The sequence below is a fragment of the Allobosea sp. R86505 genome (genome assembly GCF_042466375.1).
In the GTDB taxonomy this organism is placed as follows: Bacteria; Pseudomonadota; Alphaproteobacteria; order Rhizobiales; family Beijerinckiaceae; genus Allobosea.
In genome coordinates this window covers 659177-683659 of record NZ_JAXHPY010000001.1, presented here as the reverse complement: position 1 = coordinate 683659, position 24483 = coordinate 659177, and the positions used below count along the sequence as shown (strand labels likewise).

Annotated in this window: 22 protein-coding genes; 7 read left to right on the top strand and 15 right to left on the bottom strand. The window is 68.2% G+C overall.

Features of this window, described 5'->3' with window-relative positions:
* The 3 genes from SJY11_RS03240 to SJY11_RS03230 all read left to right on the top strand — a co-directional run bounded on the left by SJY11_RS03240 (position 1) and on the right by SJY11_RS03230 (position 2037).
* Positions 1-567: a Smr/MutS family protein gene (locus tag SJY11_RS03240; protein ID WP_376985014.1), complete on the top strand. Its 567-nt coding sequence runs from the start codon at positions 1-3 to the stop codon at positions 565-567.
* The gene (locus SJY11_RS03235; protein WP_376985013.1) at positions 564-950 is read left to right on the top strand and encodes a helix-turn-helix domain-containing protein; all 387 of its coding nucleotides are present in this window, start codon (positions 564-566) and stop codon (positions 948-950) included. The genes SJY11_RS03240 and SJY11_RS03235 overlap by 4 nt, the downstream gene beginning before the upstream one ends.
* An 88-nt stretch (positions 951-1038) precedes the next feature.
* On the top strand, positions 1039-2037 hold the full coding sequence (locus SJY11_RS03230; protein ID WP_376985012.1) for an adenosine kinase: 999 nt from the start codon (positions 1039-1041) through the stop codon (positions 2035-2037).
* A gap of 191 nt (positions 2038-2228) precedes the next feature.
* Here the strand turns inward: SJY11_RS03230 and SJY11_RS03225 are convergent, their stop codons facing one another.
* From SJY11_RS03225 to rpsO, 4 genes are all read right to left on the bottom strand, one after another.
* A complete protein-coding gene (locus tag SJY11_RS03225) occupies positions 2229-2864 on the bottom strand; it encodes a pyridoxamine 5'-phosphate oxidase family protein (RefSeq protein WP_376989238.1) in 636 nt (211 codons plus the stop codon).
* Between the two features lie 73 nt (positions 2865-2937).
* A complete protein-coding gene (locus SJY11_RS03220; RefSeq protein ID WP_376985011.1) occupies positions 2938-3348 on the bottom strand; it encodes a nuclear transport factor 2 family protein in 411 nt (136 codons plus the stop codon).
* Between the two features lie 200 nt (positions 3349-3548).
* On the bottom strand, positions 3549-5717 hold the full coding sequence (pnp, locus tag SJY11_RS03215) for a polyribonucleotide nucleotidyltransferase (RefSeq protein WP_376985010.1): 2169 nt from the start codon (positions 5715-5717) through the stop codon (positions 3549-3551).
* Positions 5718-5983: 266 nt separating this feature from the next.
* Positions 5984-6253 (bottom strand): 30S ribosomal protein S15, encoded by a 270-nt coding sequence (gene rpsO / locus SJY11_RS03210; RefSeq protein ID WP_069053202.1) that lies wholly within the window; start codon positions 6251-6253, stop codon positions 5984-5986.
* Between the two features lie 226 nt (positions 6254-6479).
* On the opposite strand from rpsO, the gene SJY11_RS03205 reads away from it, so the two are divergent.
* The 3 genes from SJY11_RS03205 to ligD are packed head-to-tail and all read left to right on the top strand — an operon-like array spanning position 6480 to position 10296.
* Positions 6480-6704, top strand: a complete 225-nt coding sequence (locus SJY11_RS03205; protein WP_376985008.1) for a hypothetical protein — start codon at positions 6480-6482, stop codon at positions 6702-6704.
* Entirely contained in the window at positions 6704-7612 is a 909-nt protein-coding gene (gene ku, locus SJY11_RS03200; protein ID WP_376985007.1) for a non-homologous end joining protein Ku, read from the top strand. The genes SJY11_RS03205 and ku overlap by 1 nt, the downstream gene beginning before the upstream one ends.
* A gap of 17 nt (positions 7613-7629) precedes the next feature.
* Positions 7630-10296: a DNA ligase D gene (ligD, locus tag SJY11_RS03195; protein WP_376985006.1), complete on the top strand. Its 2667-nt coding sequence runs from the start codon at positions 7630-7632 to the stop codon at positions 10294-10296.
* Positions 10297-10305: 9 nt separating this feature from the next.
* Here the strand turns inward: ligD and SJY11_RS03190 are convergent, their stop codons facing one another.
* The 8 genes from SJY11_RS03190 to SJY11_RS03155 all read right to left on the bottom strand — a co-directional run bounded on the left by SJY11_RS03190 (position 10306) and on the right by SJY11_RS03155 (position 20989).
* Entirely contained in the window at positions 10306-12810 is a 2505-nt protein-coding gene (locus tag SJY11_RS03190) for a methyl-accepting chemotaxis protein (protein WP_376985005.1), read from the bottom strand.
* A 152-nt stretch (positions 12811-12962) separates the two neighbouring features.
* The gene (gene truB, locus SJY11_RS03185) at positions 12963-13910 is read right to left on the bottom strand and encodes a tRNA pseudouridine(55) synthase TruB (RefSeq protein ID WP_376985003.1); all 948 of its coding nucleotides are present in this window, start codon (positions 13908-13910) and stop codon (positions 12963-12965) included.
* Positions 13903-14331, bottom strand: a complete 429-nt coding sequence (gene rbfA / locus SJY11_RS03180) for a 30S ribosome-binding factor RbfA (protein WP_376985001.1) — start codon at positions 14329-14331, stop codon at positions 13903-13905. Before rbfA ends, truB begins: the two co-directional genes overlap by 8 nt.
* Before the next feature lie 97 nt (positions 14332-14428).
* Entirely contained in the window at positions 14429-17275 is a 2847-nt protein-coding gene (infB, locus tag SJY11_RS03175; RefSeq protein ID WP_376985000.1) for a translation initiation factor IF-2, read from the bottom strand.
* Positions 17272-18045, bottom strand: coding sequence for an RNA-binding protein (locus SJY11_RS03170; RefSeq protein WP_326912522.1), 774 nt, complete (start codon positions 18043-18045; stop codon positions 17272-17274). The genes infB and SJY11_RS03170 overlap by 4 nt, the downstream gene beginning before the upstream one ends.
* 14 nt (positions 18046-18059) lie before the next feature.
* Positions 18060-19652: a transcription termination factor NusA gene (nusA, locus tag SJY11_RS03165; RefSeq protein WP_069053208.1), complete on the bottom strand. Its 1593-nt coding sequence runs from the start codon at positions 19650-19652 to the stop codon at positions 18060-18062.
* Positions 19653-19657: 5 nt separating this feature from the next.
* Complete coding sequence (gene rimP / locus SJY11_RS03160; RefSeq protein ID WP_326912520.1) at positions 19658-20344, bottom strand: ribosome maturation factor RimP; 687 nt, start codon at positions 20342-20344, stop codon at positions 19658-19660.
* 96 nt (positions 20345-20440) lie between these two features.
* Complete coding sequence (locus tag SJY11_RS03155) at positions 20441-20989, bottom strand: hypothetical protein (protein ID WP_376989416.1); 549 nt, start codon at positions 20987-20989, stop codon at positions 20441-20443.
* Here SJY11_RS03155 and SJY11_RS03150 point away from each other — a divergent pair.
* A complete protein-coding gene (locus SJY11_RS03150) occupies positions 20925-21773 on the top strand; it encodes a DUF2336 domain-containing protein (RefSeq protein WP_376984999.1) in 849 nt (282 codons plus the stop codon). The two genes, SJY11_RS03155 and SJY11_RS03150, sit on opposite strands and share 65 nt — an antisense overlap.
* Here the strand turns inward: SJY11_RS03150 and trmB are convergent.
* The 3 genes from trmB to SJY11_RS03135 form a co-directional block, all read right to left on the bottom strand.
* Positions 21748-22440: a tRNA (guanine(46)-N(7))-methyltransferase TrmB gene (gene trmB, locus SJY11_RS03145; RefSeq protein ID WP_376984998.1), complete on the bottom strand. Its 693-nt coding sequence runs from the start codon at positions 22438-22440 to the stop codon at positions 21748-21750. The two genes, SJY11_RS03150 and trmB, sit on opposite strands and share 26 nt — an antisense overlap.
* Before the next feature lie 225 nt (positions 22441-22665).
* On the bottom strand, positions 22666-23871 hold the full coding sequence (gene metK / locus SJY11_RS03140) for a methionine adenosyltransferase (RefSeq protein ID WP_326912517.1): 1206 nt from the start codon (positions 23869-23871) through the stop codon (positions 22666-22668).
* Positions 23872-24033: 162 nt separating this feature from the next.
* Complete coding sequence (locus SJY11_RS03135) at positions 24034-24447, bottom strand: helix-turn-helix domain-containing protein (protein ID WP_376984997.1); 414 nt, start codon at positions 24445-24447, stop codon at positions 24034-24036.
* Between the last annotated feature and the right edge of the window lie 36 nt (positions 24448-24483).

The following is a 24483-nucleotide window of genomic DNA, read 5'->3' as shown; positions in this document are numbered from 1 at the left end:
ATGCGGTCGCGGCGGGGGCGGACATTGTCGGAGGCCGATCTCGCGCTCTGGCGCCAGGTCGCGCGCTCCGTGACGCCGCTGCCGGGCCGGGCGCCGGTCGAACCGGAACCGCTGCCGGCGGTGCCGCAGATCGTCGCCGAAGAACCGCAGCCCGCAGCGGGTGTCGTCCCGGGGCGTCCATCCGCCGCCAAGCCCGCCCCGCCGCCGCCGCTGGCTCCGCTCGAAAACCGCCTGCGGACGCAGCTCCGGCGCGGCCAGCAGGGTGTCGAGGCCGTCATCGATCTTCACGGCATGCGGCAGGACGAGGCGCACATGGCTCTGCGCGCCTTCCTGCGCCGCGAGCAGGGACGCGGCACCCGTCTGGCGCTGGTCGTCACGGGCAAGGGCGCGGCCGGCACGTCGCTGTTCGGTGACGAGCGCGGCGTGCTGCGCCGGGTCGTGCCGCACTGGCTGCGATTGCCGGACTTGCGCCCGCTCGTCGTCGGCTTCGAGGAAGCGCAGCAGCGCCATGGCGGCTCCGGCGCTCTTTATGTGCGGCTGCGTCGCGCCCGCGAGGCCGGGCCGTGACCCCGTTCGGACAGCGTGTGCGCGCGCTGCGGGAGCAACGTGGGATGACCCTGGCCGAGATGGCGAGCGTGCTCGGCGTCACCCCGGCCTATCTCTCGGCCCTCGAGCACGGCAAGCGTGGCCGCCCGACCTTCACCCTGATCCAGGGCGTCATCCATGTGCTCGGTGTGATCTGGGACGAGGCGGACGAACTGGTTCGGCTCGCTGATCTCTCCCATCCGCGCGTCGTGATCGACACCGCCGGCCTCGAGCCCGAGGCGACCCTGGTGGCGAACCGGCTCGCCCGCGACATCGGCGAGCTCGACGCCGACGACCTCGCTCGCCTCTCGACGGTTCTGGACGAAGCCCTCGCAAGGCGCGGCCGCCCCCGGGGCGCGGCTTGACCCGCATCGCCATGGATGCGACAGGCCCCGCCACACACCCGATTTCCCTTCCGAAATTCCCCATTTTACGAACAACAACGGGCTTCTCATGACCAGCACGCGCACCGACGTTCTCGCTCTCGGCAACGCCATCGTCGACGTCATCGCGGCGGCGGAAGAGGATTTCCTGGCGAAACACGGCCTCACCAAGGGCGCGATGGCCCTGATCGACGAGGCCCGCGCTGAATCGCTTTATGCCGCCATGGGGCCCGGCAAGGTCATCTCGGGGGGCTCGGCCGCCAACACCATCGCCGGCCTCGCCTCCTTCGGCGGCAAGGGCGCCTTCATCGGCAAGGTCAAGGCCGACGAACTCGGCAAGCTCTACCGCCACGACCTGACCTCGCTCGGCGTCGCCTTCGATACCCCGGCGGCGACCGAAGGCCCCGCCACCGCGCGTTCCTTCATCATCGTCACGCCCGACGGCGAGCGCACGATGAACACTTATCTCGGCGCCTGCCAGGGGCTCGGCGTCGCTGATGTCGATGCCAAGGCGATCGAGAATGCCGACATCATCTATCTCGAGGGCTATCTCTGGGATCCGCCGGCCGCCAAGGACGCCTTCCGCAAGGCCTCCGAGATCGCCCACAAGGCCGGTGGCAAGGTCGCGATCACCCTGTCGGACTCCTTCTGCGTCGACCGCTACCGCGACGAATTCGTCGGGCTCATCCGCAACCGCATGGTCGATATCGTCTTCGCCAACGAGCACGAGCTGAAGAGCCTCTACCAGGCCTCCGCCTTCGAGGACGCGCTGGCGGCGCTGCGGCAGGAGAACATCCTCGCCGTCGTCACCCGCTCGGAGAAGGGCGCGCTGGCGGTCACGCCCGAGGGCGTCATCGAGGAGCCGGTCTTCCCGATCGAGCGCCTCGTCGATGCCACCGGCGCGGGCGATCTCTTCGCCGCCGGCTTCCTCTTCGGCCTGACCTCGGGTCGTGAGGTCCGCGATTCGCTGCGGCTCGGTGCCCTCGCCGCGGCCGAGATCATCAGCCATGTCGGCGCCCGGCCGGACGTGAACCTGAAGGTGCTCGCGGGGAACGAAGGGCTTTTGTGAAAGCTCGGCCGCGCTGCGAGTCCAGCGCGGGGAACCCTCTCCCGTAGGGAGAGGGTAGGGTGAGGGGTCGGCCGTTTGACGCCTTGGCGCCACCTCACAGCCGTTTCTCTGACGCATGCCGCGTAAACGGGTCCAAGGGTCGACACCTCACCCCTACCCCTCTCCTTACAGGAGAGGGGATCCCGCGCCCCTCAATACAGCGTCGCCCGGACCCGCTCGGGCAGCGCCTTGTCGTAAGCCTCGCCATCGAACGTTTCGACCGCGGCATTCCGCGCCGTGATGTCGCGCAGGATGGTGCCCGCGCTCGGCACGCTGCTGCGGTCGACATGCCGCTCGGCGTTCCACAACTCCGCCCGGACGACCGCGCGCGAGCACTGGAAGTAGACGCTCTCCACCGTGACCACGATGACGCAGGCCGGGAGCTTTCCGGCCATCTCGAAGCGCTCGCACAACTCTGGGTCGCCGGAGAGGGCCGCGACTCCGTTGACGCGCAGGGTCTCGCCGTAACCGGGGATCAGGAAGAGCATTCCGATTCGCGGATCGAACAGGATATTCTTCAACGAATCCAGACGGTTATTGCCTCTTCGGTCGGGAATCAGCAGCGTTTTCGCGTCCCGGACCGTGACGAAGCCCGGCTGATCCCCGCGCGGTGAACAATCCAGCCCGTCCGGACCGTTGGTCGCGAGCACGAAAAACGGAGAGGCCGCGATCAGCGCGGCATAGTTCGCATCGACATGGTCGATCTCCTTGGCGATCGAGGCCGGCGCGACCGGGTTGAGATACAGCGCCAGCAACTGCTCGGCAGAGGTGATCGCGTGGGTGTTCATGTCTGGCTCCGGATCGGGTGCGATGCGAAAGTCTGACCGAATGGCTGATCGCGCGGTGGCTGGTCGAGCCCCCTCATGCCAACCGATCAGGAATCGGCTTGAGATCGTAGACGGACCAGAAGAAGAGGTCTGCATGATGCTGATCTGCACAGAAGTTCGTCACCTCCTGGATCAGACCGTCGGAAAACCTGAACACGAGGCACCAGGTCATATCGATACCCTCACCGGCATCGCTCCACCCACGATGATGATCGACCACGAAATCACCCTGCTCGGCGACCATCACAGGCTCTGCTTTAAAGTTCGCCCGCGCGAGCTGATCGAAGAACGCGAGCACCTCGTCGATTCCGCGCTTTTCGCCCGAAAGAGGATGGTGTCCGGGAATGCGCCAGATGATGTCGGGGGCCATCACTTCGGCGACCGCTGCGACATCCTTTGCTGCATAGGCGGCGAAGAACGCTTGGATTTTTCCGAGATTCGTCATGTCTGACCGCTCCTGTGTCCTGATTGTGGAACCACTGGCGAATGACAGCGCCTCATGAAGCCGGCCGCTGTCGAGCAAGGCCCAACTAAATCGCCTCACCGGGGCTGGCGGCGATAATAGGCCATACAAAAACGCCCCGCATCGTCTGATGCGGGGCGTCTGTTGTTTCACGTGAAGCTCATCGCCTCACAGGCGGCAGATCACTCGGCCGACTGCTTCTCGCGGCTCTTCTCGGCGTCGCGCTGCGCCTTGAGCTTCTCGGTGAGGTCCTCGCCGGTCTCCTGGTCGACGACCTTCATCGAGAGGCGGATCTTGCCGCGCTCGTCCTGGCCGAGGAACTTGACCTTGACCTTGTCGCCTTCCTTGACGACGTCCGAGACTTTCTGGACGCGGGCCGCGGCCAGCTCCGAGATATGGACCAGGCCGTCCTTGGCGCCGAAGAAGTTCACGAAGGCGCCGAACTCCATGATCTTCACGACCGTGCCGTCATAGATCATGCCCGGCTCGGCCTCGGAGACGATCGACTTGATCCACTTGATCGCGGCTTCGATCGACTTGCCGTCGGCCGAGGCGATCTTGATGGTGCCGTCGTCCTCGATGTTGACCTTCGCGCCGGTCTTCTCGACGATCTCGCGGATGACCTTGCCGCCGGAGCCGATGACTTCGCGGATCTTGTCGACCGGGATCTTCATCGTCTCGATGCGCGGGGCATACTCGCCGAGCTGGCCGCGCGCGGTCGACAACGCCTTGTTCATCTCGTCGAGGATGTGGTCGCGACCGCCCTTGGCCTGGTCGAGGGCGACCTTCATGATCTCCTCGGTGATGCCGGCGATCTTGATGTCCATCTGCAGCGAGGTGATGCCCTCGGCGGTGCCGGCGACCTTGAAGTCCATGTCGCCGAGATGGTCCTCGTCACCCAGGATGTCGGAGAGCACCGCAAAGCGCTCGCCTTCCAGGATCAGGCCCATGGCGATGCCCGCGACGGGAGCCTTCAGCGGCACGCCGGCATCCATCAGCGCCAGCGAGGTGCCGCAGACGGTGGCCATCGAGGAGGAGCCGTTCGACTCGGTGATCTCCGAGACGACGCGGATCGTGTAGGGGAACTCCGACTTCGCCGGCAGCATCGGCCGGATGGCGCGCCAGGCGAGCTTGCCATGGCCGATTTCGCGGCGGCCGGGCGAGCCCATGCGGCCGGCTTCACCCACCGAATAGGGGGGGAAGTTGTAGTGCAGCAGGAAGGTCTCCTTGTAGGTGCCTTCCAGCGAGTCGATGAACTGCTCGTCGTCGCCGGTGCCCAGCGTGGTCACGACCAGCGCCTGCGTCTCGCCGCGGGTGAACAGGGCCGAGCCGTGGGTGCGCGGCAGGATGCCGGCCTCGGCGACGATCTTGCGGACCGTCTTGAGGTCGCGGCCGTCGATGCGGACGCTGTCGTCCAGGATCATCCAGCGCACGACCTTGGCCTGCGCCTCCTTGAACTGGCTGCCGACCTGCTCCTTGGTGAAGGTCGTGACGCCGTCCGGGGTCTCCGAGATCAGCGAGGCGACCTTGGCCTTGGCGGCATCGAGAGCCTTGTAGCGCTCGGCCTTGGTGCGGATCTGGTAGGCGGCGCGGATGTCGGCGTCGACCAGCTTGAGCACGGCGTCGAGCACGACGGAGTTGTCGGCCGGCGTGTAGTCGCGCGGCTCCTTGGCGGCCTTCTCGGCCAGGCGGATGATCGCGTCGATCACCGGCTGGAAATGCTTGTGGCCGAACATCACGGCGCCGAGCATGATCTCCTCGGAGAGCTGCTTGGCCTCCGACTCGACCATCAGGACGGCGTCGGGCGTGCCGGCGACGACGAGGTCGAGCTGCAATTCCTTGATCTCGTCGACCAGCGGGTTGAGCTTGTAGGCGCCGTCGAAATAGCCGACGCGGGCGGCACCGACCGGGCCGGTGAAGGGCACGCCCGAGAGGGTCAGGGCGGCGGAGGCGGCGACCATCGCGACGATGTCGGGGTCGTTTTCGAGATCATGCTGCAGCACGGTGCAGACGACCTGCGTCTCGTTGCGGTAGCCCTCGACGAAGAGCGGGCGGATCGGCCGGTCGATCAGGCGCGAGACCAGCGTCTCCTTCTCGGTCGGGCGGCCTTCGCGCTTGAAATAGCCACCCGGAATGCGGCCGGCGGCGAAGGTCTTTTCCTGGTAGTTCACGGTCAGCGGGAAGAAATCGATCCCCGGCTTCGGCGATTTGGCGGAGACGACGGTCGCGAGCACGACGGTCTCGCCATAGGTGGCGAGCACGGCGGCGTCGGCCTGGCGGGCGATCTTGCCGGTCTCGAGCACGAGCTTGCGCCCGCCCCACATCAGTTCTTCGGTCTGGACATCGAACATGGATTTTCTTTCGGATCGGATGCGACCCGCCTTCGCGTCCCAAGCCCATGGGCAAGACGGCGAAGCGCTCGGTTCCGGACGGTCACGATCCGCGCCCGAGCGCTCGGCGATCCTGCCATGGGCGAGAGGCGCCCGGCGGGTCATGCGGCAGGCCGCCCCATGCGGCTGCCGCGTTGGAGAGGGGCTTGTGCCGCACCATTGCGGCGAGCCCCTTTAACGAAAGCGCCCGGAGCGGAACCGCACCGGGCGTTGGCGTCAGCGGTCGATCAGCGGCGGATGCCGAGCTTTTCGATCAGCGAGCGGTAGCGCGGCTCGCTCTTGCTCTTGAGGTAGTCGAGCAGCGAACGACGCTGCGAGACCATCTTGAGCAGGCCACGACGGGAGTGGTTGTCCTTGGTGTGCGACTTGAAGTGGCCGGTCAGGTTGTTGATGCGCTCGGTGAGGATCGCGACCTGGACTTCCGGCGAGCCGGTGTCGTTCGGCTTGGTGGCATGCTCTTTCATGAGCGCGGTCTTGCGCTCGGCAGTGATCGACATCGTGTGATCCTTCGGTTGGGTGTTGATCTGGCGGGCGCCAGCCGGGATGTCGTCCAGCAGGGTCCGAAGCCCGCGATCCGCCTCATCGCGGAGGGGTCGCGCAGCCGGCCGAGAAGGCCGGTTGGCGGCGGTATACACGAAATGGCGGCAAATGCCAGCGTTCCGGCCGGAACCTGTGATGCGGCCGGCCGTTGCAGGAGTCGGGTCCAACAGCAGGTGTTGCGTCATGCGGAATTCGGACAAGGATCGCCTCATCACCGCGCTGGCCGCGCAGCTGCGGGCGGAACGCCAAACGCGCGAGGCGCTCGCCGCCGTCGTCGCCAGCGGCCAGATCGACCGCGAGGTGCTGCTTGCCATCCTCGAGGATCCCGTTCCGGCCCCCTCGCGCGAGGATCTCGTCCGCGCGGATGCGCTCTCCCGCCGGCCGCATCTCGCGGCGAGGGCCGCCTGATGGCGCCGCGGCCCGCCTGGAAAGGCTATCTCAAGCTCTCGCTCGTCTCCTGCGCCGTCGAGTTGACCGGCACAACCGACCACAGCGAGAAGGTCTCGTTCCGCATCATCAACCGCAAGACCGGCAACACCGTGAAACGTCATTATGTCGACGGGGTCACCGGCAAGCCGGTCGAGGATGATGACGAGGTCAAAGGCTACGAGATCGGCGATGACGAGTATCTGCTGATCGAGGAGGAGGAGATCGACGCCGTCCAGATCGAATCCTCGCACACCCTCTCGATCGAGCATTTCGTCGACCGCGCCGACATCCTGCAGATCTATTTCGACACGCCCTATTACGTCACGCCCTCCGACGAGGTCTCGGAGGAGGCCTTCGCCGTGATCCGCGAGGCGATGGCGCGGCAGAAGAAGGCCGGTATCGCCCGCATCGTGCTCTATCGGCGCGAGCGGCCCGTGATGATCGAGCCCTTTGACAAGGGGCTGCTGCTGACGACGCTGCGCTACGACAAGACCGTGCGGAAGCCCGACGAGATCTTCGGCGATCTGGGCAAGCCGAAGATCGATTCCGAGCTGATCGACCTCGCCACCCACATCATCGATAAGAAGCAGGCCGCCTTCGACCCCTCGGGCTTCGAGGACCGCTATGAGAGTGCCCTGCTGGAGCTGATCCAGGCCAAGCAGAAGGGCAAGAAGCCGCCCGTGGTGCAGGCGGCCGAGCGGCCCGCCAATGTCGTCAACCTGTTCGACGCGCTGAAGAAGAGTCTGGCCGGGGACGACGAGGCCGGTGGAGACGAGCCCGCGGCTTCCAGGGGCAAGAAGGCCACGGCCTCCGGCTCGTCGACACCGAAATCCGCGGCGCGCGCCAAATCTCCTGCCAAGCCCGCCAAGGCCAAGAAGAGCGCCTGAGGTCCTGGGAGGGGTGAATGGGCGGCCTCGACGTCTATCGCGCAAAACGGGACTTCACCCGCACCAGCGAGCCGCAAGGGACGGCCGGGCCCAGTCGGGCGGCCAAGGCTCAGGCCCGCAAGGCCGATGGCGGCGCCTTCGTGATTCACAAGCACGCCGCCCGGCGCCTGCATTACGATCTCCGGCTCGAGCATGACGGCGTGCTCTGGTCCTGGGCGGTGACGCGCGGGCCGAGCCTCGACCCCGACGAAAAGCGGCTCGCGGTCCATGTCGAGGATCACCCGCTCGACTATGGCAGCTTCGAAGGCACGATCCCCGAGGGGCAGTACGGTGCCGGCTCCGTGATCGTCTGGGACGAGGGCCGCTGGGTCCCGGAGGGCGATCCCGCCTTCGGCCTTCACAAGGGCCATCTCTCCTTCATGCTGGAGGGCCACAAGCTCGCCGGGCAATGGCATCTCGTGCGCCTGAAGCCGCGCCGCGGCGAGAAGCGCGACAACTGGCTGCTGATCAAGGTCGACGATGCCGCCGCGAGGCATAACGAGGATATTCTCGAAACCGCACCGAACTCCGTCGCCTCGGGCCTGAGCATCGAGGACATCGCCGCCGACCAGGCGTCAGAGCCGAAGGTCTGGGGCAAGACGAAGCGGCCGGGCACGAACGACGTCAGCGAAGCCGGCCGGCAGCTCCAGACCGGGCCGAGCCCGAAGGCCTCACGGGCCGCGAAGTCCAACACAGCTCCGAAAACAGGTCGCAAGACCGCTCCCAAGGCGCCGCAGCGCGATGCCCTGCCGGATTTCGTACCGCCCTGCCTGGCGACGCTGCAGGAGAAGCCTCCGGCCGGCGAGCGTTGGCTTCACGAGGTCAAGTTCGACGGCTACCGCCTGCAGGCCCGGGTCGAGAACGGCACGGTGCGTCTCCTGACCCGCTCGGGGCTGGACTGGACCGACCGCTTCGGCGCGACGCTGTCCGAGGCGCTCGCCAGGCTGCCCTGCGAGGCGGCGCTGATCGACGGCGAGGTGGTCGCCCTCGGCGAGAGCGGCGTCTCCTCCTTCGGCGCCCTGCAGCAGGCGCTGTCGGAGGGGCGCCCCGGGGCGCTGGTCTTCTACGCCTTCGACTTGCTGCATCTCGACGGGCAGGATCTGCGCACCGATCCGCTGCTCGCCCGCAAGGAGCGGCTCGTGGATCTGCTGCGCGGGGCCGAGGAGTCCGGCTCCCTGCGCTACAGCGAGCATTTCATCGAGCCGGGCCAGACCATGCTGCGCCACGCCTGCCGGATGGGGCTCGAAGGGGTTATCTCCAAGCGCGCCGACGCGCCCTATCGCAGCGGCCGCGGCCGCGACTGGGTGAAGTCGAAATGCACGCTGCGGCAGGAATTCGTCATCGCCGGCTATGTGCCCTCCAGGGGCTCGGGCCGCGAACTGGGCTCGATCCTCGCGGCCTATCATGAGGACGGGGTGCTGAAGCCTGCGGGACGCGTCGGGACCGGCTTCACCCGCGCTTCCGCGGCCGCGCTGAAGCAGCGCCTCGACGCGCTCCGGAGCGAGATATCGTCCTTTGAAGGCCCGCCCGGCCGCGAAAAGGGCATCGTCTGGGTGAAGCCCGAACTCGTCGCCGAAGTCGAGTTCGGCGCCTGGACGGGCTCGAAGACGCTGCGCCATGCCAGTTTCCTCGGCTTGCGCGAGGACAAGCCGGCCCAGGATGTGGTGGCGGAACAGCCGGCGGAGGTGCTGGAGAGCGAAGCGCCGGCCCCGAAGTCGAAGGCCCGCTCGGGGGGCGGGCCGGCGAAAGCGAAGCGTAAGCCGGCGAAAGCCGCTGGCTCAGCAGCTGTCGCGAAGGCGACGACCTCGATCAAGCTCAGCAGCCCCGACAAACCGCTCTGGCCCGATATCGGCTTCACCAAACAGGATTTGCTCGACTACTACGCGACGATCTGGCCGGTGATGGCGCCGCATGTGATCGAGCGGCCGCTCAGCCTCGTCCGCGCGCCCAACGGCATCGAGGGGCATTCCTTCTTCCAGAAGCACGCCATGCCGGGCATGCCCGAGGCGGTCCACCGCATGAAGGACAAGGACGGCGAGGAGCTGCTCTTCATTCGCGATTTCGACGGGCTGGCGGCGCTGGTCCAGCTTGGCACGGTCGAGATCCATCTCTGGGGCGTGACGGTCGAGGCCGTCGAAACACCGGACCAGATCATCTTCGATCTCGATCCCGATCCCGGCGTGCCGCTGGAGGCCGTCCGCGAGGCGGCGTTGACCGTGCGCGACCGCCTGCGCGAGATCGGGTTCGAGAGCCTGCTCAAGACGTCCGGAGGCAAGGGCTATCACGTCGTGATGCCGCTGCGGCCGCGGGATGGCTGGGACCGGGTCAAAGGCTTCGCGCGGGATTTCGCACAGGCCCTGGCCGGCAGCGAGCCGACGCGCTTCACCGCGACGCTGTCGAAGAAGGCCCGCAAGGGCAAGATCTTCGTCGATTATCTGCGCAACGGTCGCGGCGCGACGGCGATCGCGCCTTATTCGACGCGGGCCCGTCCCGGCGCGCCGGTGGCTGTGCCCATCGACTGGACCGATCTGGCGACCACCGCTCCCGATGCCTTCGATGCCGCGACCCTGCTCAGGGAGGGGCCGCCGGCCGATCTCTGGGCCGGCTTCTTCGACGCAGCCCGTCCCCTCACGGGGAAGGGCTGACCGCTTCGTTCAGAACTCTTCCCAGCCGGAGTCGCCGGCGCGGCTGTTGGCGACCTTTTTGGCCGGGGCTGGAACGGGTGCCGCTGCCGAAGCCTGAGGTTTGGGTGCAGCGGGTCGGGGTGCGGGGCGCGGCGGCTGCGCCTTGGGCTGTGAGAACGCGGCTTCGGCGAGATGGCGCAGGCGCGCAGGCTCGGTCGAGGCCAACACCGCGCCAGAGCCGGAGAGACCCTCCGGCCCGGTCCTGAACGCTGCGACGAGGTCGTTGAGCTGTCCGATGCGGTTGGCGAGCGAACCGGCGGAGGCTGCGCTCTGTTCGGCGAGCGCGGCGTTCTGCTGGGTCATCTCGTCGAGATGGGCCACCGCCTGGCTCATCTCGTCGATGCCGTTGGCCTGCTCGCCCGAGGCGGCGGAGATGTCGGCGATGGTGGCGGCGACCTTGCGCGAGGCGCTGAGGATCTGCTCCAGCGCCTCTCCGGCCTGGCGCACGAGCTTCACGCCCTCGCCGACCTCGCTGTTGGAGGAGGAGATCAGGGCCGAGATGTCCTTGGCCGCCTCGCCGGAGCGCTGGGCGAGCGTACGGACCTCGGAGGCGACGACCGCGAAGCCCTTGCCGGCATCGCCGGCCCGGGCCGCTTCCACCGCCGCGTTCAGCGCGAGCAGATTGGTCTGGAAGGCGATGTCGTCGATGACGCGGATGATGTCGGAGATCTTGGTCGAGGCGTCCTCGATACGGGCCATGGCGTCGACGGCCTGGCCAGCGATGGCGCCGCCGGTCTGCGCCGCCCTCATCGCCTCGTCGGCGATCGCGGCGGCGTCGCGCGAGGCCTGGGCCGAGGCCTTGACCGAGGCCGCGAGCTCTTCGGTAGTGGCCGCGGTCTCTTCCAGCGAGGAGGCCTGCTCCTCGGTGCGCTTGGAGAGGTCGTCGGCCCCCGTGTTGATCTCGCGGGCGGCCAGCCCGACATCCGCCGAGGTGACCTGGATCGTCTTCACCGTCGAGGAGAGCCGCTCGACGGTGTCGTTGATCGCGCCCTTGAGCTCGGCGAACTTGCCACGATAGGCGGCATCGACCCGTACCGTCAGGTCGCCGCCGGCGACCGCCGACAGCGCGCGGGCGAACTCGCTGGTGGCGGAATCGACCACGGCATTGATCTCGTTGATGCCGGCGACGAGCTTCTGCATCTGCTCGTCGGCCTGGTCGATCTGCAGGCGCGCCGAGAAATCGCCCGCGGCGGCCGCCGCCACGACCTCCCCGACATCCGAGACGACCGCTTCCATCGACTGGGCCCGGGCGAGGCGAGCCGCCGCAGCGGCCTGCTCCTGTTGTTCGAGCGCCCGGATGCGCTGGATATTCGCCTGGAAATCGCCGAGCGCATGGCTGATGGCATCGATCTCGACCATGCCGACCTTCGCCGGAATCCGCGCATCGTCGGCGCCCGACAGCATGAGGCCGACGGAGTCGGCGAGCTTTCCGAGCGGCTGGACCACGCCACGGTTGAACAGGAACACCACGGCGACGACGATGCCTGTGACGGCGAGGATCGCGAGGAGCGAGAGGGCGAGCTGCCAGCGGGCCATCGCCACCACGCCGTCGATCTCGACCGTGGCCTGCTGATAGGCCGCGTCGCGCATCTTCAGGATCGTGGCCAGCGACGCCTGCGTCCAGGCCCGCCAGTCGGCCAGGCTCATGCCGGCGGGGGTGCCGTCACGGGCGGCCTCGTACAGGGCGCGATAGGTCTTGGCTTCCTCGACGCGGAAGCCGGTTTGGACGGTCGCCAGCGCCGCCTTGAGCTGCGGCGTCACCTCCATCCGGGCGACGGCCTGATCGATCAGCACCCAGAGCTGGTCGATGCGACCGCTGAGCCGGTCGACCAACGACACCGCCGTCGGCGTCATCTTCACGCCGCTGCCGACATATTGCGTGAAATGGACCGAGCGGCTGCCTGCCGCCTCGCGCATCGTCGTGGCGAATTCGCCGAGCGAGACGGTGTTGCTGACCTCGGGGTTGAGATCGCCGATGCGCGCGCCGATCTGGCGCTGCAGGGCCGTCTGCTGGTTCAGGAGATCAAGGACGGTGGCGCTGAAGGCCGGGGCGGCCTTGGGATCGCGCTGCTGCAGGGCCTTGGCGGCTTCCGCTGCCGCGAGTCGGCGCGCCTCGACGAGACGCGGGCCGATCTGCGAGACGGGGCCGGCGAGCTCCTGGCGTTGCGCGAAGCCGGTCTCGGCGAAGCTGGCCTGCATCTGGGTGACGCGCGCATCGGTCTCGCGCGCGGCCTGGGCGGCCGCGGCGGCAATCTTGCCGTCCGGATCGGCGGCCAGGATCACCTGCGTGATGGCGCCGCGCTCGATCGCGGCCCGCTCGATCACGCGGCTGACCGCCTCGGAGGCCGCGACGAGGCTGCGCGTCTCCTGCGCCGTCGAGAGCGAGCGCATCTGTTGATAGGCGACGAAGCCGCTCGCCAGGATGGCGGCGCCACCGGCCGCGATGGTGCAGATCAGAAAATGTGTCACGCGCATGGCGCTGAGGTCCCCACGGCCGCCGCCTCGGATCCGGCTGTGGCCATACCGTTCTTGCGCGGCTGGGGCCGGGACATGCCGGAGCGTTGTCTCCGACACATACCGTTTCGGCTGTTAACGCGACGTTTCGAAACGCCGGTCGCGAGGGAAATTCAGAGGTTGAAGACGCGGTGCGGAACCAGCTCGCCCTGCTCGACGGTGCCGATGGCGATCAGGACGCCGCCCGACGTCGCATAGATCGCCGGGCTCTCGATCGGGACCTCACGGCCGCGCAGCAGCACGCTCTGGCCCCGCTTCAGCCGCATGGCCGCGTCCTTGTGGACCACGACCTCCGGGATCAGCGACAGCGCCGTCTTGACCGGCAGCAGGGTCGCCGCCGCGCTCTCGGGGCTTTCCCGCAGCGTCTCGACGGAGACGGCGTCGGCGATGGCGAAGGGCCCGACCCGGGTCCGCCGCAGATGCACGACATGGCCGAGGCAGCCCAGCGCGACGCCGAGATCGCGGGCGATCGCACGCACATAGGTTCCCTTGCCGCACTCAGCCTCGAAGGTCGTCGTCTCCGGCGAGTGCGAGACGATGCGCAGCGCGTCGATCTCGACGGGCCTTGCCTCCAGCACCACGTCTTCGCCGTCGCGGGCGAGGTCGTAGGCGCGCTCGCCGGCGATCTTGATGGCGGAGAATTTCGGCGGAACCTGGCTGATCGTGCCCGTGAACTGCGGCAGCAGGGCCGTGATGGCCTGCTCGTCCGGCCGGGTTTCCGCCGTCGCGATGACGCGGCCTTCCGCGTCGTCGGTATCGGTCTGCGTGCCCCAGGCGACGGTGAACTGGTAGGCCTTGCGCCCGTCCATGACGAAGGGAACGGTCTTGGTCGCCTCGCCGAGCGCGATCGGCAGCAGGCCCGAGGCGAGCGGATCGAGCGTGCCGGCATGGCCGGCCTTCTTGGCCGAGAAGGCGCGCTTGACGACCGCGACCGCATGGGTCGAGGTCATGCCGACGGGCTTGTCGAGCACGACCCAACCATGCACGTCGCGCTTCTTCGGCCGCGGCGCGAAGCTCTGGCCCTGGGGCTCGAGGAGATCGGGAGAGGCCGGTTCAGTCATCGTCCTGCTCGTCCGTCTGGATGCGCAGCGGCTGCTTCAGGATGTCCTGGCGCACCTTGTCGGAATAGAGGATCGCATCGACGCGCTCCGCCTCGGCGAAGCTCTCATCCGCCAGGAAGCGGATATCGGGCGCGAATTTCAGGTTCACGCGGTGGGCGATCTCGCCGCGGATATAGCGCTTGTGGTCGTTCAGAGCCTTCAGCACCGGCTTCACGTCGCCGCCGCCGAGCGGCATGATGTAGCAGGTCGCGAGCTTGAGATCCGAGGACAGGCGCACTTCGGGCACCGTGACGACGTGCTTGGCCAGCACCTCGTCGTGGATATCGCCGCGTGAGAGCAGTTCCGCCAGCGCATGACGGATCACTTCGCCGATGCGCAGCTGGCGCTGGTTGGGACCGGAGGGTTTTGCGGGTTTTGCCATGGTTCTCGTTCTCCGGGATCGGACCGGATGGACGGTCGATAAAAGCATCATGGCCGGGCAAGCCCGGCCATGATCAGCCTGGGTCGAAGCGGCCGCCTTACAGCGTGCGCTTGATCTCCTCGACGCGGTAGCACTCGATCACGTCGCCAGCGCGCATGTCCTGGTAGTTCTCGAAGGACATGCCGCACTCCTGGCCCGCCACGACCTCCTTGGCGTCGTCCTTGAAGCGCTTGAGCTGGGCGAGCTTGCCCTCGTGGACGACGACGTTGTCGCGGATCAGGCGGACATTGGCGCCACGCTCGATCGTGCCGTCGGTGACGCGGCAGCCGGCGATCTTGCCGACCTTCGAGACCGCGAAGATCTCGAGGATCTGCGCGTTGCCGAGCATGGTTTCGCGCAGGGTCGGCGCCAGCAGGCCCGACATCGCCGCTTTCACATCGTCCACGAGGTTGTAGATGATGTTGTAGTAGCGGATTTCGACGCCGGCCCGTTCGGCCGCCTCGCGCGCTTCCTTGTGGGCACGCACGTTGAAGCCGATCACGGCCGCGCCCGAAGCCTGGGCCAGCGTGATGTCGGATTCGGTGATGCCGCCGACGCCCGACTGCAGCACGCGGGCGCGCACCTCGTCATTGCCGACCTTCTCGAGCGTGCCGACGATGGCCTCGACCGAGCCCTGCACGTCGCCCTTGACGACCAGCGGGAACTCCTTGCGGCCGGCGCCTTCCTTGAGATCGCGCATCATGTCGGCGAGCGAACGGCCAGCGGCCGATCCGCCGCCGCGCGCGGCGATCCGGTCGCGCTTCTGGCGCTCGCGGTAATCGGTGATCTCGCGGGCGCGGGCCTCCGACTCGACGACCGCGACGCGGTCACCGGCCTCGGGCGTGCCGTTGAAGCCGAGGACCTCGACCGGCAGCGAGGGCGGAGCCTCCTTGATGTGGGCGCCGGTGTCGCCGATCAGCGCGCGCACGCGGCCCCATTCGGAACCCGCCACGATGATGTCGCCGGTGCGCAGCGTGCCGCGCTGGACGAGCACGGTCGCGACCGGGCCGCGGCCGCGATCGAGCTTGGCCTCGATCACCGTGCCCTCGGCCGGACGATCCGGATTGGCCTTGAGGTCGAGCAGTTCGGCCTGCAGCGCGATCGCCTCGAGCAGCTTGTCGAGATTCTTGCCGGTCTTGGCCGAAACCTCGATTTCGAGCGTCTCGCCGCCGAGCGTCTCGACCTGGATCTCGTATTGCAGCAGCTCGGCGCGCACCCGCTCGGGGCTGGCGTCGGTCTTGTCGATCTTGTTGATCGCCACGATCAGCGGAACGCCCGCGGCCTTGGCGTGATTGATCGCCTCGACCGTCTGCGGCATGACGCCGTCATCGGCCGCCACGACCAGCACGACGACGTCGGTGACCTTGGCGCCGCGGGCACGCATCGCCGTGAAGGCGGCGTGGCCGGGCGTGTCGATGAAGGTCACCTTGGCGCCGGACGGCGTGACCACCTGATAGGCGCCGATATGCTGGGTGATGCCGCCGGCTTCGCCGGTGACGACATGTGTCTGGCGGATCGCGTCGAGCAACGAGGTCTTGCCGTGGTCGACATGGCCCATGATCGTGACGACGGCCGGGCGCGAGCTCAGCGTGTCGTCGGTATCGGGCGTGTCGAACAGGCCTTCCTCGACGTCGGATTCAGCCACGCGCTTGACGGTGTGGCCCATTTCCTCGGCGACGAGCTGGGCGGTGTCGGCGTCGATCACGTCCGTGATCTTGTGCATCGCGCCCTGCTTCATCAGCAGGCGGATGACGTCGACGCCGCGCTCGGTCATGCGGTTGGCGAGTTCCTGGATGGTGATCGTCTCGGGGATGATCACCTCGCGCATCACGCGCTCTTTCGCCACGTCGGAGGCGCGGTGCCCCGTCATGCGCTGGACGCGCCGGCGGAAGGCGGCGACCGAGCGCGTGCGCTCGTCGTCACCGCCCGTTGCGGTCGAAAGCGTCAGGCGGCCACGCGGCTTCTCGCCGACCTTGGGCGTCTTGGGCGCGGGCACGGGCGCGCCGCGCGGCGGGCCGCCGGCAAAGCCGCCGGGACGGCGGAAGGCAGGCCTCGCCTCGCCATCGTCGGGTCGGCTGCGCGGGGTGGCCGTCGAGGGCGCCTGGCGCGTCGGACGGGTGATGGCGGGCTCGGCGGGAGCCGTCGCATCGACGGGGCGCGGCGGCCGCGGAGTGTCGAGGCGCGGCGGGCGCGAGTCGAGACGCGGCGGACGGGCGCCGACGTCGCGCATCGGGGTGCGCGGCGCAAAATCGGGACGCGGTCCGGACGGTGCCGGGCGCGGCGACGGGGCATAGCCAGCCGTCGGTGCGGCGCCGGCCTCGGGCTGCGCCGGGGCGGCGGGGGTGAACTCGCGCGGAGGCTGCGGCGGGCGCGGGGCCTGCGGCTCGTCCATGCGCTGGCGGGCCGCGCTTTCGGCGCGGCGCTTGCGGTCGTCTTCCTGACGACGGCGCTCTTCTTCCTCGCGCTGGCGGGCAGCCGCGGCTTCGCGCTCCTGGCGCTCGCGCTCGGCGGCCAGTGCACGGGCACGGGCTTCGTCCTCGGCGATGCGGCGGGCTTCCGCCTCGCGGCCACGCGAGTCGGAGAGCGCGCGCTGGCGCGCCTCCTTCTCGTCCTCGGACAGGGTGCGCAGCAGCATGCCGGAAGCGGGCCGAGGCGGCGGGGTCGGCGCCGCGGGTGCCGGACGCGGCGCGGCCTGCTGGACCTGCGGCGCAGGCGCGCGCGGAGCCACCGGCTCCTTGACTTCGGGCCCGGCGACGCGCCGCTTGACCTCGACGACGACCTGCTTGGAGCGCCCATGCGAGAAGCTCTGCCGGACAGTGCTCTGCTCGACAGGACGCTTCAGGGTCAGGGTCTTCGGAGGGCTGACGGTCAAGGTCTTGTCGCCCGGGGTCTTGGTATCGCTCATTCTGTGCTCGGTCCTGCCGCGTTCGGTCCAGCCGGTTCGGTCGTTCGATGGTCTACGGAATCGTCACCTGCGGGGTCGGAGCCGTTCGGCTCCTCCGGGGCGGTTGCACCGGCGTCGTTCGTCCGATAGCGAACGAGCCGACGCCAGCGGGAGAGGAAACCCTCGGCCGCTGGTCCCGGAGCAAGCGCCGCATGTATCACATGTGCGCGCCCCAACGCCAATTCCAAATCCGCTGCCGCGAAAATTGCCACGACGGGCACCTTCCGTGGCTTCAGGCGGGCCTCTTCTCGTGCGATTTCGGCCCGCCGCATCGCCTGCGCGATCTTGCGGCGGCCATCCTCGGCGCCGTCGCTGGCCTCGATCACGGCGGCACAGCGGCCGGAACCGATCACCGCCTCGACCTTGGCGAAGCCGGCCTGCACCAGCCCCGCCTTGTTCGCCATCGCCAGCGCCTGCTGCGCATCCTTCAACATCAAGGCGTCGATCATCTCACCCAAATCGGGCGGGACGACGACCTTCGTCTTCAAAGAGCGCTCGAAGGCCCGCCGCTTCACGGCCTCGGCCACGGTCGCGACGCTGAGGCTGGCCCAGACGCCGCGGCCGGGCAGCTTGCGCCGCAGATCCGGCACCAGCATGCCGTCCGGCCCGACGACGAAGCGGATCAGGTCGTCGGGGGACTTGACCGTCCGCGTGACGACACAGCTCCGCTCAGGCCCGTCCCTGCGGGCCTGAGACGTCTCGCGCGCGCCGCGCGCCGCGGCCGGTTTCATCGCGGGCTCCGGGCTCAGGCCTCGGCCGTCTCCTCGGCGGCCGGTTCTGCGTCGTCAGCGGGCGCCTCGACCCAGCCTGCCTGGACGCGGGCGGCCATGACGATCGCCTCGGCGTCCTGCCGCGACAGGTCGAAACCGTCGAGATAGCCGGAATGACGCGTCGTCTCGCCATCCTTGCGCTCGGTCCAGCCGACGAGATCGTCGGTGGCGCAGCCGGCGAGGTCCTCGACGTTCTTCACGTCGTTCTCGCCCAGCGCCACCATCATCGCGGTGGTGATGCCGGGAACCTCGCGCAGCGCGTCCTCGACGCCCAGCGCACGGCGCTTCTCGTCGAACTCGGCCTCGACCGCGGCGAGATAATCCTGCGCGCGGGACTGGATCTCCGCACCCGTCTCCTCGTCGAAGCCCTCGATCGAGGCCAGTTCGGCGAGGTCGACATAGGCGACCTCCTCGACGCTGCGGAAGCCTTCCGAGGCGAGGAGCTGGCCGACCGTCTCGTCGACGTTCAGCGCGTTCATGAAGATGTCGGTACGGCTGACGAATTCCTTCTGGCGCCGCTCGGACTCCTCGGCCTCGGTCAGGATGTCGATGTCCCAGCCGGTGAGCTGCGAGGCCAGGCGTACGTTCTGGCCGCGGCGGCCGATCGCGAGCGAGAGCTGCTCGTCGGGGACCACCACTTCGATCTTGTCGGCCTCCTCGTCGAGCACGACCTTGGCGACTTCCGCCGGCTGCAGCGCGTTGACGACGAAGGTCGCGATATCGGGCGACCACGGAATGATGTCGATCTTCTCGCCCTGCAGCTCGCCGACCACGGCCTGGACACGCGAGCCGCGCATGCCGACGCAGGCGCCGACGGGGTCGATCGAGGAATCGCGGCTGATCACCGCGATCTTGGCGCGCGAACCCGGATCGCGGGCGACCGCCTTCACCTCGACGATCCCGTCATAGATCTCCGGGACTTCCTGGCCGAAGAGCTTGGCCATGAACTGCGGATGGGTGCGCGAGAGGAAGATCTGCGGGCCGCGCGGCTCGCGGCGCACGTCGTAGACATAGGCGCGGGCGCGGTCGCCGACCTTGAAGGTCTCGCGCGGGATCATCTCGTCGCGGCGGATGATCGCCTCGCCACGGCCGAGATCGACGAAGACGTTGCCGTATTCGACGCGCTTGACGGCGCCGTTGACGATCTCGCCGATGCGATCCTTGTACTCGTCATACTGCCGGTCGCGCTCGGCCTCGCGCACCTTCTGCACGATGACCTGCTTGGCGGCCTGTGCGGCGATGCGGCCGAAATCGAAGGGTGGCAGCGGATCGGCGATCACGTCGCCGACCTGGGCGGCCGGGTTGTGGCGCTTGGCCTCGTCGACCGTGATCTCGACGGCGGGGTTCTCGACGCTGTCGACGACCTGGAGATGGCGCGCCAGACGCAGTTCGCCGGTCTTGGTGCTGATCTCGGCATGCACGTCGGTCTCGGCGCCGTAGCGCGAGCGGGCGGCACGGGCGATGGCGTCCTCCATCGCATCCAGCACGATCTGCCGGTCGATGGATTTCTCGCGGGCGACGGCGTCCGCGATCTGAAGCCATTCGAGTCTGTTGGCTGCGACCACCATGGCGCTCACTCCTCTTCGGTTGTGTCTGGCGGAGTCTGTCCGCGTGTCTTGTCGGGGCGCGGCCCCAGCGATTTCTTCCGGCCCTTGGGCGGTGCGGCGATCTCGTCGGCGGTCGGCATCTCGGGCGGCAGCCCGGCCTTGCCGCGGCGCAGCGATTCCGTGACCAGCGCATCGGTCAGCACCAGGCGGGCATCGCTGACCAGCGTCATCGGGATCGCGACGTCGCGCTCTTCCTCGGATTTGGCGTCGTCACGCGCGAGCAGGGCGTTCTCGCCCTCGACGCCGCGCAGGATGCCGCGGAAGCGCTTGCGGCCATGGACGGGCGTCTCGGTCTCGATCTTGGCGAGATGCCCGGCCCAGCGCGCGAAATCGCCCGCCCGGACCAGCGGCCGATCGATTCCCGGCGAGGACACCTCGAGATGATAGGGCACCTGGATCGGGTCGTCGACGTCGAGCGCCGGCGACACCGCCTGGCTGACCTCCTCGCACCCTTCCACATTCATCGTGCCATCGGGCCGCTCGGCCATGATCTGCACGGTGCAGCCGTTCTGGCCGGTGACGCGCACGCGCACCAGCCGGTAGCCGAGATCGACGATCGCGGGCTCGATGATCGCGGCGACGCGCGCCGCGACGCCGCTTTCGACGACGAGGCGGCGGTCGCTGTCCTGTTGCGTGGCTGTCGGCTCGTTCATGCCCTGGCTGCCTTGCCTTCGGCCGGTGAAGCCGGCCGCGATCGAAGGATGGTGCATGATCGCGTGGTGCCGGATCGGCCCGCTCGGCCCGCGCTGTCATGCTCCGGCCCCGGCAGGGCTGCGGCCAACAAAAAAGAGCGGGCCTTCCGGCCCGCTCTTGATCATCGGCTTACACCGGAACCAGAGCTGTTGCGCGTTATTTAGTCCGCATCGGCCCGGCTGGCAAGGGTTCTTCCCGCGAGCCTTCCCGAGGTCCGCCGGACTGTCGCGGATCGCGCTAACCGGCTGGTCATCCTTCTGCGCCATGGTGACCCGCGACGCTTTGTGCGGGGATCGGGTATGAGTTCTGTCAGTTCGCTGTTGCGCGATCTCGAGACGACGATGGTGCGCGGCTCCGCCGACGAGCGCACGCAGATTCTGTCGCGCCTGACCGATCTTTTCCTGAGCACCGCCGCGGTGATGGACGACGACCAGGTCGGCATCTTCGATGTCGTGATCGGCCGGCTCTCGCGGGCGATCGAGCTCAGGGCGCGGATCGAGCTTTCGGAGCGACTGGCTCCGGTGCCCAACGCGCCGGCCGGTGTGGTCCGCCAGCTCGCGCTGGACGAGATCGCCGTCGCTCGAACCCGTCCTGGTGTCATCCAAGCGCCTGACGGATCAGGATCTTGTCGCGATCTCCGCGGCGAAGGGGCGCGATCACATGCTCGCCATCACCGAGCGCGAGGATCTCGGCGAGCCGGTGACCGATTTCCTGATCCTGCGCGGCGGGCGGCTGGTGACCCATGCGATCGCGGCCAACCACGGCGCGCGCTTCTCGCATCATGGGATGGGCGTGCTGGTCATGCGCGCGAACCAGGACGATGCGCTCCATGAGGCGCTCGGCGAGCGGCGCGACCTCCCGGCCGAACTGGCGGCGCAGCTCATGGCGGCTGCAAAGAGCTCGGCCCGGCGCCGCCTCGGCATCGGTCTCGATCCGGAACTGGCGGATGTCGTGGACGGAGCGGTCGAGCGCGGTGCCCGGGCCGTGGCGGCCGAGGTTCAGATCGACGGCAATCTGGAGGCGATCAACGAGGCCCTGGCCGAGATCAACCGGCTGAAGGAGGCCGGCGAACTGGACGAGCAGACCGTGGTCCGCTTCGCCCGGTCGGGCGCGGGCGAGCATGCCGTCTGCGCGGTGGCGGTACTGGCCGAACTCGGCCTGCCCGCGGCCGAACAGGCTGTCCTTGGGGCAGATCGCGACGCCGTCCTGCTCCTGGCCCGGGGCCTCGGCTGGTCCTGGGAGACGGTTGCGGCCCTCATCGGGCTGCGCAAGGATTTCGGCAAATCAGACGCCGCGGTGGAGCGGGCCCGGCAACATTTCCGTACCATCCCCAAGGAGACCGCGCAGCGCGTGCTCGGCTTCCTCAGGATGCGCGACGCACAGCCGTGAGATAGCTCGGCACCCGGCCCGCCGCCACGGCCTTGGCCTCGTAGCGGGTCCGGATCCAGCCCGGATAGGGCTGGCGCCAGTCGTCGGCCCTGGCATCGGTCCAGTCGAAATCCGGCGAGCGCGCCAGCCGCGCCAGCGTCCAGCCGACATAGTCGTCGATGTCGCTGGCGAAGCGGAAGCGCCCGCCCGGACGCAGCGTCCGCGCGAACAGCCCCAGCGTGCGGTCGGAGACGAAGCGGCGCTTGCGCTGGCGGCGTTTCGGCCAGGGATCGGGATAGAGCAGGTCGATCGCGTCGAGAGAGCCGGCTGGAAGGCGCGGCAGCATCAGCGCTGCGTCGCCGTCCCAGATCCGGATATTGGTCAGGCCCTCGCGTTCGATCACGGCAAGGAACTTCGCCATGCCGTTGATGAAGGGCTCGACGCCGATGAAGCCGATCTGCGGGCTCTCTCGCATGCGGTGGAGCAGGTGCTCGCCGCCGCCGAAGCCGATCTCCAGCCGAACCGCCTCGACGGGCTGGGGGAACAGCGCATGCAGATCGACGATCTCGCTCTCGGGTAGGCGCAGCCGCGGCAGCACCGTCTCCATCAGGCTGTTCTGGCCCTCGCGCAGCGCCTTGCCCTTGCGCCGCCCGAAGAAGGAGCGGTCGGGATCGTGGTCATGTGTCATCGGGCGGTCTTTGAAAATGTCTCAGGGAAACGCGCGTCATCCCGGACAAGCGGCGAAGCCGCACAGATCCGCGATCCATCAAAGGGCGCCCATGCTGCCCTATGATGGATCCCGGCGCTCCGCTTCGTTACGGCCAGGATGACGGCGCGTTTCTAGCGCAATCCACCAAAAGAAAAAGGCCGGGACTGAGCCCGGCCTTCATCGATGTCAGTCTGAAGCCTGCGCTCAGGCCACGGCCTTCTTCAGCGCGTCGACCAGATCGGTCTTCTCCCAGGAGAAGCTGCCGTCGCGGCCGGCCTTGCGGCCGAAATGGCCATAAGCCGCCGATTTGGCGTAGATCGGCTTGTTGAGCTGGAGATGGGTGCGGATGCCACGCGGGGTCAGGTCCATCACCTCGCCGAGGACCTTCTCCAGCTTGGCCTCGTCGACCTTGCCGGTGCCGTGCAGGTCGACATAGATCGACAGCGGCTTGGCGACGCCGATGGCGTAGGAGAGCTGGATCGTGCAGCGCTCGGCGAGCTTGGCCGCGACCACGTTCTTGGCGAGGTAGCGCGCCGCATAGGCGGCCGAGCGGTCCACCTTGGTCGGGTCCTTGCCGGAGAAGGCGCCGCCGCCATGGGGCGCAGCACCACCATAGGTGTCGACGATGATCTTGCGGCCGGTCAGGCCGGCGTCGCCGTCGGGCCCGCCGATCACGAACTTGCCGGTCGGGTTGACGTGCCAGACCGTCTCCTTGGTGATCCAGCCCTCGGGCAGGGTCGCGCGGATATAGGGCTCGACGATCTTGCGGACGTCGGCCGAGGACAGGCTCTCGTCGGTGTGCTGGGTCGAGAGCACGATCTGGGTCACGCCGACCGGCTTGCCGTTCTCGTACTTGACCGTGACCTGGCTCTTGGCGTCGGGGCCGAGTTTGGCGGCGCCGCCTTCCTTGGCGTGCCGGGCCTTGGCCAGCACCTCGAGGATCTTGTGCGAATAGTAGATCGGCGCCGGCATCAGCTCGGGCGTCTCGCGGCAGGCATAGCCGAACATGATGCCCTGGTCGCCCGCGCCCTCGTCCTTGTTGCCCGACGCGTCGACGCCCTGGGCGATGTCGGCGGACTGGGCGTGCAGCAGCACGTCGATCTTGCACTTCTTCCAGTGGAAGCCGTCCTGCTCGTAGCCGATCGCCTTGATCGCACGGCGGGCGGCCGACTTGACCTTGCTCTTCATCGCCTTCTCGTCGAGCGAGGTGCGGACCTCGCCGGCGATGACGACGCGATTGGTCGTGGCCAGCGTCTCGCAGGCGACGCGCACCTGGGCGGCATCCATCCCGGCCTTGGCGGCTTCCTTGAAGAACAGGTCCACGACCTCGTCGGAGATGCGGTCGCAGATCTTGTCGGGATGGCCTTCGCCGACGGATTCGCTGGTGAACAGGTAATTCTGGCGTGACACGGTCGGACAGCCCTTGGTCAGCGGTGGACGGAGACCGGCACGCAGACGGGGCCGATCGACGAAAAAGCGGCATCCTCTTTGCAGTGGACGCGTTCGCCGTCAAGCACGGCAATCCGTTTATCGGGAGTCTCGTTCGGCAAGCAGAACGCGCGGGGCGCGAAATCAGCCGTTTGCGCCGTCTTCGTCCGCCAGTGTTTCGACGAGGTCGATGATCCGGCGCCGAACCTTGGCGTTCTTGATGCGGACGAAGGCCTTGGTCAGCTGCACGCCTTCGCTGCTGGACATGAAATCCGAGACATAGGCATTGGCGGCGGAGTCGGAAAAGCCACCGGTCGGCATGTCGCCCGTGGGTGCGCCTTCGAAGAAGAAGGAGACCGGCACGTCGAGCATCTTGGCGATCTGCTGCAGCCGGCTCGCGCTGATCCGGTTCGAGCCCTTCTCGTATTTCTGGACCTGCTGGAACGTCAGCCCCAAGGCGTCGCCGAGCTTTTCCTGGCTCACGCCGGCCAGCATCCGCTGCATGCGGACGCGACTGCCGACGTGACGGTCGATCGGGTTGGGGACTTTCTTCAACATGGTCTTGGCCTTGGCTAGGGGCGCCGGCTGCGATGC

Coding starts and splice junctions, on each gene's coding strand:
- SJY11_RS03240 (WP_376985014.1), top strand. CDS start 1: ATGCGGTCGCGGCGGGGGCGGACATTGTCGGAGGCCGATCTCGCGCTC.
- SJY11_RS03230 (WP_376985012.1), top strand. CDS start 1,039: ATGACCAGCACGCGCACCGACGTTCTCGCTCTCGGCAACGCCATCGTC.
- SJY11_RS03225 (WP_376989238.1), bottom strand. CDS start 2,864: ATGAACACCCACGCGATCACCTCTGCCGAGCAGTTGCTGGCGCTGTAT.
- SJY11_RS03220 (WP_376985011.1), bottom strand. CDS start 3,348: ATGACGAATCTCGGAAAAATCCAAGCGTTCTTCGCCGCCTATGCAGCA.
- pnp (WP_376985010.1), bottom strand. CDS start 5,717: ATGTTCGATGTCCAGACCGAAGAACTGATGTGGGGCGGGCGCAAGCTC.
- rpsO (WP_069053202.1), bottom strand. CDS start 6,253: ATGTCGATCACTGCCGAGCGCAAGACCGCGCTCATGAAAGAGCATGCC.
- SJY11_RS03205 (WP_376985008.1), top strand. CDS start 6,480: ATGCGGAATTCGGACAAGGATCGCCTCATCACCGCGCTGGCCGCGCAG.
- ku (WP_376985007.1), top strand. CDS start 6,704: ATGGCGCCGCGGCCCGCCTGGAAAGGCTATCTCAAGCTCTCGCTCGTC.
- ligD (WP_376985006.1), top strand. CDS start 7,630: ATGGGCGGCCTCGACGTCTATCGCGCAAAACGGGACTTCACCCGCACC.
- SJY11_RS03190 (WP_376985005.1), bottom strand. CDS start 12,810: ATGCGCGTGACACATTTTCTGATCTGCACCATCGCGGCCGGTGGCGCC.
- truB (WP_376985003.1), bottom strand. CDS start 13,910: ATGACTGAACCGGCCTCTCCCGATCTCCTCGAGCCCCAGGGCCAGAGC.
- rbfA (WP_376985001.1), bottom strand. CDS start 14,331: ATGGCAAAACCCGCAAAACCCTCCGGTCCCAACCAGCGCCAGCTGCGC.
- infB (WP_376985000.1), bottom strand. CDS start 17,275: ATGAGCGATACCAAGACCCCGGGCGACAAGACCTTGACCGTCAGCCCT.
- SJY11_RS03170 (WP_326912522.1), bottom strand. CDS start 18,045: ATGAAACCGGCCGCGGCGCGCGGCGCGCGCGAGACGTCTCAGGCCCGC.
- nusA (WP_069053208.1), bottom strand. CDS start 19,652: ATGGTGGTCGCAGCCAACAGACTCGAATGGCTTCAGATCGCGGACGCC.
- rimP (WP_326912520.1), bottom strand. CDS start 20,344: ATGAACGAGCCGACAGCCACGCAACAGGACAGCGACCGCCGCCTCGTC.
- trmB (WP_376984998.1), bottom strand. CDS start 22,440: ATGACACATGACCACGATCCCGACCGCTCCTTCTTCGGGCGGCGCAAG.
- SJY11_RS03135 (WP_376984997.1), bottom strand. CDS start 24,447: ATGTTGAAGAAAGTCCCCAACCCGATCGACCGTCACGTCGGCAGTCGC.